Source organism: Ralstonia sp. VS2407, from assembly GCF_052950655.1.
In genome coordinates this window covers 64,207-75,191 of sequence record NZ_JBRFVG010000018.1, presented here as the reverse complement: position 1 = coordinate 75,191, position 10,985 = coordinate 64,207, and the positions used below count along the sequence as shown (strand labels likewise).

11 protein-coding genes and 1 pseudogene are annotated in these 10,985 nt (G+C 65.9%); 8 read left to right on the top strand and 4 right to left on the bottom strand.

The window, feature by feature from the left end:
* Positions 1-282: pseudogene (locus ACU8YE_RS22265) on the bottom strand (DUF3108 domain-containing protein); the annotation flags it as partial.
* On the bottom strand, positions 248-1,120 hold the full coding sequence (locus ACU8YE_RS22260) for an IclR family transcriptional regulator (protein WP_260804029.1): 873 nt from the start codon (positions 1,118-1,120) through the stop codon (positions 248-250). The gene ACU8YE_RS22260 and the pseudogene ACU8YE_RS22265, both read right to left, overlap by 35 nt.
* An 82-nt stretch (positions 1,121-1,202) precedes the next feature.
* On the opposite strand from ACU8YE_RS22260, the gene ACU8YE_RS22255 reads away from it, so the two are divergent.
* The gene (locus ACU8YE_RS22255) at positions 1,203-2,195 is read left to right on the top strand and encodes a fumarylacetoacetate hydrolase family protein (RefSeq protein WP_232041764.1); all 993 of its coding nucleotides are present in this window, start codon (positions 1,203-1,205) and stop codon (positions 2,193-2,195) included.
* Positions 2,196-2,198: 3 nt separating this feature from the next.
* Here ACU8YE_RS22255 and ACU8YE_RS22250 read toward each other — a convergent pair whose 3' ends face one another.
* Positions 2,199-3,107 carry an IclR family transcriptional regulator gene (locus ACU8YE_RS22250; protein ID WP_232041765.1) on the bottom strand — a complete coding sequence of 303 codons (909 nt, stop codon included), beginning with the start codon at positions 3,105-3,107 and terminating at the stop codon, positions 2,199-2,201.
* A 105-nt stretch (positions 3,108-3,212) separates the two neighbouring features.
* Here ACU8YE_RS22250 and ACU8YE_RS22245 point away from each other — a divergent pair, with 105 nt between their 5' ends.
* The 5 genes from ACU8YE_RS22245 to ACU8YE_RS22225 all read left to right on the top strand — a co-directional run bounded on the left by ACU8YE_RS22245 (position 3,213) and on the right by ACU8YE_RS22225 (position 8,456).
* Positions 3,213-4,217, top strand: coding sequence for an LLM class flavin-dependent oxidoreductase (locus ACU8YE_RS22245; protein ID WP_440815768.1), 1,005 nt, complete (start codon positions 3,213-3,215; stop codon positions 4,215-4,217).
* Positions 4,218-4,301: 84 nt separating this feature from the next.
* Positions 4,302-5,453: an ABC transporter substrate-binding protein gene (locus tag ACU8YE_RS22240; RefSeq protein ID WP_446929627.1), complete on the top strand. Its 1,152-nt coding sequence runs from the start codon at positions 4,302-4,304 to the stop codon at positions 5,451-5,453.
* 68 nt (positions 5,454-5,521) lie between these two features.
* A complete protein-coding gene (locus ACU8YE_RS22235) occupies positions 5,522-6,340 on the top strand; it encodes an enoyl-CoA hydratase/isomerase family protein (RefSeq protein WP_252691906.1) in 819 nt (272 codons plus the stop codon).
* Between the two features lie 49 nt (positions 6,341-6,389).
* A complete protein-coding gene (locus ACU8YE_RS22230; protein WP_343621363.1) occupies positions 6,390-7,268 on the top strand; it encodes a PhaM family polyhydroxyalkanoate granule multifunctional regulatory protein in 879 nt (292 codons plus the stop codon).
* Positions 7,269-7,271: 3 nt separating this feature from the next.
* Positions 7,272-8,456, top strand: coding sequence for a patatin-like phospholipase family protein (locus ACU8YE_RS22225; protein WP_232041770.1), 1,185 nt, complete (start codon positions 7,272-7,274; stop codon positions 8,454-8,456).
* Here the strand turns inward: ACU8YE_RS22225 and ACU8YE_RS22220 are convergent, their stop codons facing one another.
* On the bottom strand, positions 8,457-9,152 hold the full coding sequence (locus ACU8YE_RS22220) for a glutathione peroxidase (protein ID WP_316868216.1): 696 nt from the start codon (positions 9,150-9,152) through the stop codon (positions 8,457-8,459).
* Positions 9,153-9,557: 405 nt separating this feature from the next.
* On the opposite strand from ACU8YE_RS22220, the gene ACU8YE_RS22215 reads away from it, so the two are divergent.
* Positions 9,558-10,412, top strand: coding sequence for a ferritin (locus tag ACU8YE_RS22215; protein WP_027678401.1), 855 nt, complete (start codon positions 9,558-9,560; stop codon positions 10,410-10,412).
* A 74-nt stretch (positions 10,413-10,486) separates the two neighbouring features.
* The gene (gene rfaE2 / locus ACU8YE_RS22210) at positions 10,487-10,984 is read left to right on the top strand and encodes a D-glycero-beta-D-manno-heptose 1-phosphate adenylyltransferase (protein ID WP_232041772.1); all 498 of its coding nucleotides are present in this window, start codon (positions 10,487-10,489) and stop codon (positions 10,982-10,984) included.
* Position 10,985 lies beyond the last annotated feature (1 nt).

The following is a 10,985-nucleotide window of genomic DNA, read 5'->3' as shown; positions in this document are numbered from 1 at the left end:
TCCCCGCGCTGTTGCTGCACCCCGAGCCGGTGCAGCCGGGGGCGGTGGCGGCTGCACCGGCTCGGGGTGCAGCAACAGCGCGGGGATGATCTGCTCTGGCGCGGGCGGCCACGTCACCTGACGACTTCGCGCGATCCACACGACGGCAATTACGTGCAGCACGAGCACGGCCAGCAGCACGAGCCCGAACCGGCCAAGCCGATGGAAGCGACGCCTGCGGGTTTGCACGCGGTCGGTATTCAGTTCGTCAGGATTGCGGGGCGTTGGGTGCAACGTATCCAAGATCGGCGGAAAGCTGTTGTGCGGCCAGCCGCAAGCGCCGCTCCAGCGGGCTGCTCCAGGTGGTGTCGAAGGTGCTTTGTGCGCCCAACGCGATCAGCACCAGACACAATTGGCCGTTGGCGTCGAACACCGGCAGCGACATCGCGTTGATGCCGGGCAGCACGCCGCCATGAATGCGGGAGGCGCCATGAACACGCACGTCGGCGCAGATGGCGTCGTAGGCTTCGAGCGTTTGCGGCAGCTCGGGGTTCTCGGTGCTCGGGGTATTCCCTGCTGCCGCAATGCGGTCGAGTTCACGCTGGATGAACGCGCGCGTCTGCGCGCGGGGCAAGTAGGCGCCGAACACGCGTCCGGTGGCCGAGTTCAGCATCGGCATGACGTCGCCCAGGCGCAGGCTGACCGTCACCGGATGGCTGGCCTCTTCCCAATGGACGATGGCCGGGCCCTGGTTGCCCCACACGGCCAGGCCGATGGTGTGATCGATCTCGTCGCGCAGGGCGGCGGCTGCGGGCCGGGCGCGGCGCATCGGGTCTTGCCGGTTCAGGCTCACCAACCCCATTTCCAGCGCGAACGGCCCCAGGTCGTAACGGCCTTCGGGCGTTTGCGTGACCAGCCCCAGGCGGGCAAAGCTCACCAGATAACGGTGTGCCTTGGCGGGGTTCATGGGCGCGGCACGCGCGAGATCGCGCAGCATCATCGGGCCATCGGTGTGCGTGAGCACTTCCAGCAGCCTGAAGCCGACTTCGATGGACTGGATGCCCGAGCGCGCGGGCGCATCCAGCTCGCCATCGGCATCAGGCTCCAGGTCGAGATCGGTGTCGGCGGGCAGCGGTGACATGGTGAGGGGGGATGGATCGGTTCGGGCCAGTTTAGCCGATGCTCGGTGTACCATCCGCGCAGCCTTTCTCCATACAACGCTCATGAAACTCGCCACCCTCAAGGATGGCTCGCGCGACGGCCAACTGGCCGTGGTCTCGCGGGACCTGAAGACCGCTCACTTCGCCACGCACATCGCGGGCACGCTACAGCGCGCGCTGGACGACTGGGCCTTCCATGCACCGCAGTTGCAGGATCTGTACGACCAGCTCAACGCGGGCCGCGCACGCCACCCGTTTGCGTTCGACGCCGCCAATTGCATGGCGCCGCTGCCGCGGGCTTACCAATGGGCGGACGGCTCGGCCTATGTGAACCACGTTGAACTGGTGCGCAAGGCGCGGGGCGCCGAGATGCCCCCCGAGTTCTGGACCGACCCGCTGATGTACCAGGGCGGCTCAGACGATCTGGCCGGTGCGCATGACCCCATCGTCTGCCGCAGCGAAGCGTTCGGCATCGATTTCGAAGCCGAGGTGGCCGTCATCACCGGTGACGTGCCGATGGGCACTGAACCGGCTGCCGCTGCCGAGAGCATCCGCCTGATCATGCTGGCCAACGATGTGTCGCTGCGCAACCTGATTCCGGCGGAGCTGGGCAAGGGTTTCGGCTTCTTCCAGAGCAAGCCCGCGACGGCGTTCTCACCCGTGGCCGTCACGCCCGATGAATTGGGCGAGGCCTGGCGCGAGCGCAAGGTGCATCTGCCGATGACGGTGCGCTGGAACAACAAGAAGGTTGGCCAGCCCGAGTGCGGCACCGACATGGTGTTCGACTTCGGCCAGCTGATCGCGCACATCTGCAAGACGCGCAACGTGCGGGCAGGCAGCATTGTCGGCTCCGGCACGATTTCGAACGTGGACCGCAGCAAGGGGTACGCGTGCATTGCGGAGAAACGCATGCTGGAAACCATCGAATCCGGCGCGCCCGTCACCGAATACATGCGCTACGGCGACACCGTGAAGATCGAGATGTTCGACGCCAATGGCGTGTCCATTTTCGGGGCGATCGACCAGGAAGTCATCGCGCCGGGCACGCAGGCGTAAGGCTTAGGCGGATTCCGGTGCTGCCTTCGGACGGCGCCCGCGCTTGGGCGCCGCGGCACCGGCTGTCAGCGCCTGCCCGTGATACCCCAGACGAAGGGATAGCGTCCGCCCCGCCTCGCGCAACAGCCGCGCGGCGGGCCCCTCGAGGCTGGAATCGAACACGCTGGACAAGCCTAGCGCCGTGATCGCCCCGGCCAGCTTGCCCTGCGAATCGAGCACCGGCACGGCCACCGAATCGATGCCGTGCACCAATGTCCCGCCGATGCGGGCCACGCCTTCCTGCCGCACCGCCTGCCAGCGCGCGCGGCAGTTCAGCCAATCAGTCAGGCCGGCCTTGCCGGCGCCGGGGCCGCGAAGTTCTCGGTCGATGAGCGAGACGATCTGGATTTCCGGCATCCACGCGGCGCATGCCTGGCCCGTGGCGGAGTTCAGCAGCGGCATGACCGAGCCGACCCGCACATTGACCGCCACCGGGCGGCCGCTGTCTTCCCAGCGCACGATGACGGGGCCGCGCGCGGTCCAGATCGACAGAAACACGCTTTCGTTCAGCCGCTCAGCCAGCTTGGGCAGCAGGTTGCTGCCCTCACGCACGAAATCCACGTCGGACAGCGCCGACAGCCCCACCTGCAACGCCTGCGTGCCCAGCCGGTAGCGGGCGGAGGCGGGGTCCTGCTCCACAAAACCCATGCGCTCCAGCGACACCAGGTAGCGGTGAACCTTTGCGCGCGGCATGCCAAGTTGCCGGCCCAGTTCGGAGACGGCGTGGGCGCCACCGGCATGCGCCATCGCCGAAAGCACGCTCAGCGCGATCTCGGCGGACTGGATGCCGGCGCTGGTGCGTTCCGGCGCGGCGTCTTCTGTGGGCAATTCGTCGCGCGAGGCATCTGGCGGCAGCGGGTCGTCGATGGGCATCTTGAAGTCTCGGGTGTCGCTTTATAAGATACGCGTTACGTAAAAGGATACAACCGGCGCGGCGGCCTGCGCGCTGGAAAAGACCTCGAGAATCCGGGAGACGCCATGAAGCTGTCGATCTTTTCCGTGCAGGACCACTATCCCGACCGGCCCCGCAGTCTGCCGCAACTCTACGCAGACGTCATCGCCCAGGCGCGCCACGCCGAAGCGCTCGGCTACGACACCTTCTGGGTGGCCGAGCATCACTTTCACGAGTACGGCGCCGTCCCCAACCCGGCGGTCTTTCTCTCGCATCTGGCCGCGCAGACCCAACGGCTGCGGCTGGGCACGGCCATCTCGATCCTGACCTTCCATCATCCGGCCACGGTGGCCGAGAACTACGCGATGGTCGATGCGCTCTCGGGCGGGCGGCTGTCGCTGGGCGTGGGCTCCGGCTACCTCAAGCACGAGTTCGAAGGCTACGACGTCGACCCCGCCATCAAGCGCGAGCGCTTTGACGAAGCGCTGATGCTCGTCGAGCGCTTGCTCGCCGGTGAGCGCGTGCACCACGCGGGACAGTTCCACACGTTGCGCGACGTGCGCCTCAACGTGCTGCCTGTGCAGGCCCGCGTGCCGATCCACGTGGCGATCCTGCGGCGCGAGGCCGCGTATCACATTGGCCGGCAAGGGCGGCGCATGCTGTTCGTGCCGTATGCCTCGGTCGAGCGCTTCGACGACATCCGCACGTTGATGGACGATTACCAGCGCGGCCTGGCCGAAGCGGGCATTGCCGACACGCGCGGCATGGCGGCTGTCGCGCTGCACACGCACGTGGGCTCGACCGAAGCCGCCGTGCGCGCGACGGCCGCCGACGCGTTCGACCTGTACGTCGCCACGCGGCTCTACGCGCGCCGCCAGACGTACGACGATGTGCTGGCCAGCGGCCTGTCGCTGTTCGGCACGCCCGATGCGGTGGCCGAGAAGCTCGCGCGGCTGTCCGACATGGGCGTCGATCATGTGATGGCCCTGCACAACTTCGGGCTGATGCCGCAATCTGCGGTGCTCGAATCGATGCGTGCGTTGATGGAGGATGCATTGCCGCGCGCCGGCATCACTGCGCTCGCTGCCTGAAGCTGTCTAGCCTGGGCGACTCCGCATCGCCAAACCGCCGCAAAACCGCTACGCTCTTTGCCAAACCACGGGAGGAGACCCGCAATGCAGCGACATGCTGGCGTACTGGTTGGTTTGGCTTTGCTGTCTTCCGCCGCGCTGGCGGACATCCGCATCGGGGTCACGGTGTCGGCCACGGGGCCGCAGGCCTCGCTGGGGCAACCCGAGAAGCACGCCACCACGCTGTGGCCGCGCGAGATCGGCGGTGAGAAAGTCGACGTGATCGTGCTTGACGATGCGTCGGACACCACGCGCGCGGTCACCAACACGCGCAAGCTGATGAGCGAGTCCAACGTGGACGTGATCGTGGGCTCGTCCACGACACCAAATACGCTGGCGATGATCGACGCGGCGGCCGAGGGCAAGACGCCCGTGATCTCGCTGGCCTCGTCCGCCCGGCTGATCGAGCCGATGGATGCCAAGCGGCGCTGGATCTTCAAGACGCCGCATTCGGACTCGCACATGGCATCGCTCATTGCCGAGCACGCTGCAGCGCACGGCGTGAAGACCATCGCCTACATCGGTTTTGCCAACGCGCTGGGCGAGGCGTTTCTGGCCGAGGTGCAGCGCTTTGCCGATCTGAAGCACATGCGGATCACCGATACCGAGCGTTTTTCGCCTACCGACAACAGCGTGACCGCGCAGGTGCTGCATCTGCTGGCCAACAAGCCCGACGCGGTGGTGATCGGCGGCTCCGGAACGCCTGCCGCGCTGCCGGCCCGCGCGCTGGCTGAGCGCGGCTACACCGGCAAGATCTACTTCAATCACGGCGTTTCCAACAATGATTTCGTCAAGCTGTGCGGTAAGGACTGCGAAGGCGCCTACGTGCCGACCGGCCCCGTGATGGTCGCCGCCGAATTGCCCGACGCCAATCCGGCCAAGAAGCAGGCGCTGGATTTTGCGCGCCGCTACGAGGCGGCCTTTGGCAAGGGCAGCGTGTCGATCTTTGCCGCCTACACGGGCGACATCGGCTTGCTGTTGCAGCGTGCGGTGCCGGTGGCGCTCAAGCGGGCCAAGCCGGGCACGCCGGCCTTCCGCGAGGCGCTGCGCGACGCACTGGAGCAGGTGAGCGACCTGCCCACCAGCACTGGCGTGGTCAACATGAGCCCGGAAGACCACGTGGGCCTGGACCAGCGCGCGCGCGTGATGGCGCAGATCCGCCGCGGACAATGGCGCCTGGCCGACACCGCGAAGTGACGACGGCGCACATCCCGCGTTGCACGCGCAGTCTCATCCGCTATGCTTGATCCATTACCTCGGACACCATGACTTCGCTCGCTCCCCGCTTTGCCCGCTACCAGGCGCTGACGCTCGTCCAGCACGGCCCGATCCTCGAAATCGTGATGGGTGCGGCGCAGTCGGCCAACCGCAAGCTGTCCACTGCAGATGCCGGCCTGCACCGCGAGCTGGCGGAGATCTGGCGCGATGTATCCGCAGAGCCTTCGGTGCGCGTCGCACTCATCCGCGGCGAGGGCAAGGGCTTCTCGGCTGGAGGCGATCTGCACCTTGTCGAGCAGATGGCCGAAGACTTCGACGTGCGCACCCGCGTCTGGCACGAGGCACGCGACCTCGTCTACAACGTCATCAACTGCGACAAGCCCATTGTCAGCGCCATGCACGGCCCGGCTGTGGGGGCAGGGCTGGTCGCCGGATTGCTGGCCGATATTTCGATCGCCGCCAAGGACGCCCGCATCGTCGATGGCCACACGCGCCTGGGGGTGGCGGCGGGCGACCATGCAGCGATTGTCTGGCCGTTGTTGTGCGGCATGGCCAAGGCCAAGTACTACCTGTTGCTGTGCGAGTCCATGACAGGCGAAGAGGCCGAGCGCATCGGGCTGGTTTCGCTGGCCGTGCCCGAAGCAGACCTCGTCAACCGCGCATTCGAAATCGCCGAACGCTTGGCGGCGGGTTCGCAGACGGCCATCCGCTGGACCAAGTACGCGCTGAACAACTGGTTGCGCATGGCGGGCCCGAGTTTTGATACATCGCTGGCGCTTGAATTCATGGGTTTTGCGGGCCCCGACGTGCGCGAGGGTATTGCGAGCCTGCGTCAGAAGCGCCCCCCCACGTTTGATGGCGCCTGATGGGAAACACGCCCGCGCGCCCGACCCCGACCGATTTGTAGGAGACACCATGTTCACCCAGATGCCCAATTTTGCCGAAGGCGGTTTTGAGTTCCTGCGCAAGTTGTGGGGCGGCGGCTTTGCCGGGATGGCAGGTGGCGGCATGCCCAACATGGCCAGCTTTGCCGCGCCGCCGATGGATCTCGAGGAAATCGACAAGCGCATCCATGACCTGCGCGCTGTTGAGAGCTGGCTGCAACTGAACGCCAGCCTGCTGCGCACGGCAATCCAGGGCCTGGAAGTGCAGCGCGCCACGCTGGTGGCCTTGCAGACCTTTGGCTCCGCGCTGTCGCCAGATGCCATGAAGTCTGCGTTCGACGGCCTGACGCCGGGTGCGTCCTCGACTGACGAAGAATCCAAGCCCGCGTGGCCGCACACGGCCGCCACAGCCAAGCCGGCCGAAGACGAACCGCCACCCGAAGACGACGCAGAGGCGGACGAAGACACCGACGACGACCAAGCCGAAGCCCGCGCCGAAAACGCCCAGGCTCAGGCCCACGCCGCCGCGCAGGCGCAAGCTGCCGCACGCGCTGCCGCGGCCGCGCTGGACCCCTCGCCGTGGTGGAACATGCTGCAGCAGCAGTTCAACCAGATCGCCAGCTCCGCAGCGGCGGCCATGCCGATGCCGCAAAACCTGATGCCGGGTTTCCCGGGAGGCTTCCCCGGGTTTGCCGGTGCGCCGGGCGCGGAAGGGTTGGATGCGGCGCCGGAAGACATCGAAGAGAAGACGGCGCCGGCCAAGCCCAAGCGTGCTGCCGCCAAGCCGGCGCAGAAGCGGGCCGCCAAGGCGCCTGCGGGCAACCCGGCCAAGCCAGCCACCAAGAAGGCCACTGCCAAGAAAACGCCAGCGAAATCTGCGCCGCGCAAGTCCACCAACGACACGCCCTGATCGATGTCGCCAGACTGCACTGCGCTCTTGATGATGGGCGGCGGCGCGCGCGCCGCCTATCAGGTTGGTGTGCTGCGCGGCATCGCGGGGTTGGCGCAGGAGTATGCGCCCGGTGTGGCACGCACGCCGTTCGACGTCATTTGCGGCACATCGGCGGGCGCGATCAACAGTCTCGGTCTTGCACGCGGCGCGCAGGATTTCACGCTCGCCACCGAGGCGCTCACCCAGCTCTGGGGCAGCCTGCATGCCGATCGTGTCTATCGTACGGATGTCGGCCGCGTGGGCTCCAGCGGTGCCCGGTGGCTGACCGCACTGGCATTCGGCTGGATGACCGGCCGCACGCCGCGCGCGCTGTTCGACAATACGCCGCTGCGTGAACTGCTTGAGTCGCAACACGACGGTCAGCAGGTGCAGGCCGCATTCGACGCCGGAGCGCTGCGCGCGCTGGCCATCACCGCGCTGTCATACACCACTGGGCGCCACGTCACGTTCTATCAATCGCCGCACGTGGTGTTGCCGTGGCGGCGTTCGCAGCGGATTGCGGTGGCAGACCAGATCGGCGTGGCGCACATGCTCGCCTCGTCGAGCATCCCGTTCATCTTCCCCGCCGAGCCGGTGCCGCTCGAAGGCAACGACGAATGGTTCGGCGACGGCACGATGCGGCAGATGTCGCCACTGAGCCCGGCCATTCATCTGGGCGCGAATCGCATTCTGGTGGTGGGCGCCGCGTCGCGCTCGCAGCCGGGCTGGTACGACACGGTGCCGGCGTCCGGCTATCCGTCGCTCGCGCAGATTGCGGGGCAGGCGCTGGCGAGCATCTTTCTCGACGGGCTTTCCGCCGATATCGAGCGGCTCCAGCACGTCAATGCCATGGTGGCGCGCAACCCCGAGATTGCCGACGCGCGCGACGGCTGGCGCAAGATTGAAGTGCTGGTGATGGCGCCGTCCGAGCGCATCGAGCTGATTGCCTCGCGCCACGTGCAGCGCCTGCCAGGTACGGTGCGCGCGCTGCTCAAGCCGTTGGGCGGCACCGAAGCGCGCGGCGCGGCATTTGCGAGCTATCTGCTCTTCGAGCCGGAATTCACTCAGGAACTGATCGACCTGGGCGAACGCGATGTGCAGGCACGCCGCGACGAACTGGCCGCGTTTCTGTATGGCGCCATTCCGGACACGATGCGCGCAGCGTGATCAGGGCGACGAGCGTGTCGACGGTTCAGCCAGCAGCGCATCGATGCGCTTCATGAGCGCGGGGTCGCTCGGCTCGACGCTGCTCGGGAACACCGCCGCGACGCGGCCGGTGCGGTCCAGCAGGTATTTGTGGAAGTTCCATTTGGGCGGCTGGCCTGTCTGCGTCGCGAGCCACGCATATAGCGGCGACGCACCCGGGCCAACCACCGCCGTCTTCGAGAACATCGGGAATTTCACGCCGTACGTGTTGTAGCAAAAGTCGGCGATCTGCTTGCTGTTGCCGGGTTCCTGCTGAAAGTCGTTCGATGGGAAACCCAGCACCGTCAGGCCCTTGTCGCGATACTTCGCGTACAGCGCTTCGAGCCCTTCGTACTGGTGGGTGTAGCCGCAATAGCTGGCGGTGTTGACCACCAGCACGACACGACCGGCGTACTGGCAAAGATCTTGCGGCGCATCGTCCTGCAAGCGCTTGACGCGAAAGTTCAGGCTGGTAGGGCAGGCGCCTGCGGCGGCCGATGCTTGCATGGTGGTTGCGGCACTCGAAGTGGCAGCATGCCCCGTGCGTGGCAGCAGCAATGCGATGACCGCAATGGCAATCGCAATGGCGATCATCAGCAGATGATGTCGACGCAGCACCCCCGACGCATGCAGTTGCAGGCGCGGGCGTCGCCCGGAAACGGTGGCGGAAAACAACATGGCGAATCTCCAAAAGCGGACGCTCAGCCGACGGGCCGAAGTTTGTCTTTAGTCTAGGGTATAACGCCCCGGGGCCGCACATGGTGAAATGTGCTGTATGCGTCGCGCGTCATTCGCCGCACGGATTGCAGCGCTTTCTATACTGAAGGCCTTGCCGGGCGGCGGCCCGGTCCGACACAAAAGACGACGGCCAGCGTGCTGTCGATCACATCGCGGTGTACCGCGAGACAACGCGCGGCCGCATCGCGCGTCAGGGGGTCGCCAAGCCACGTTGCGGTTGTGGCGTCGGCAGGCCTGTTGTCACGAGGAAACGGGCAGACACAGAACTTTGCTCCGGCAACCCCGAAAACCGGGGGTTGGTCAAGCATGTCTGCTAGAATCCGCCTGCAAATTCAAAGGCTTACCATGCTCTATCCCGAATTGTTCAAGTCGTTGGAAGCGGTCCGCTGGAATATGGAAAAGGATATTCCGTGGGACACGTTCGATGCGTCGCTGTTGACCGACGCGCAAGCGCAGACCATCAAGATGAATGCCATCACCGAGTGGTCAGCCCTGCCTGCCACCGAGATGTTCCTGCGTGACAATCGCCACGATTCCGATTTTTCGGCGTTCATGAGCGTGTGGTTCTTTGAAGAGCAGAAGCACTCGCTGGTGCTGATGGAATATCTGCGCCGATTCCGTCCGGACCTGGTGCCGACCGAAGAAGAGCTGCACAACGTGCGCTTCGAGTTCGATCCGGCCCCGCCGCTGGAAACGCTGATGCTGCATTTCTGCGGCGAGATTCGTCTGAACCACTGGTACCGCCGTGCCTCCGAATGGCACACCGAGCCGGTCATCAAGGCGATCTACAAGCATCTGTCGCAGGATGAAGCCCGCCACGGCGGCGCTTACCTGCGCTACATGAAGAAATACCTCGGCCAGTTCGGCGACAGCGCGCGCAGCGCATTCGCCAAGATCGGTGTGCTGATGGCCTCGGCCCGCCGTACCGAAAAGCCGCTCCACCCCACCAACCTGCACGTGAACAAGGCGTTGTTCCCGCAAGACACGGTGCAATCGCGCCTGCCGAACCCGGACTGGCTGGAGCACTGGCTCGACGAGCAGATCAAGTTCGATGCCGGCTGGGAAAAGAAGGTCATCGAGCGCATTCTGCACAACATGGGTCTGCTGTTCGAGCGCACCTTCGAAACCGTGCAAGACCTGAACCGCTACCGCAAGGAACTCAACGCACGTCTGCTCGGCTCGACCGAACAAGCTGCCTGACCCTTGCCAGTGGCAGTGAGCGGCCCATCGATTCGATGGGCCGTTTTGTTTTTCACCCCGATTTCGTTTTCGCCATGACCGCTCGCCAGCCCGCGCCCGCCTTTGAACAGAAGATCTGCGACTCCGCCGACGTGGAGGCCCGCGTGCGCGCCTTGCCGCGTCCGATCGTCTTCACCAACGGCGTGTTCGACATCCTGCATCGCGGACACGCTACGTATCTGGCGCAGGCACGTGCGTTGGGGGCGTCGCTGGTGGTGGGCGTGAATACCGATGCCTCGGTGCGGATGCTGGGCAAGGGCGATGACCGCCCGCTCAACACGCAGGACGATCGCCTGGCCGTGCTGGCTGCGCTGGAAGCGGTGAGTCTGGTGGTGTTGTTTGCCGAGCGCACGCCGGTCGACCTCATCCAGCGCGTGCGTCCCGACATCTACGTCAAGGGCGGCGACTACGACATCGATGCGCTGGAAGAAACGCGCGTGGTGCGCAGCTGGGGCGGCACTGCCCTGGCGATTCCGTTCGAGCATGACCGCTCGACGACGGCGCTGCTCAAGCGCGTGCGCGCGACGTCCTGAG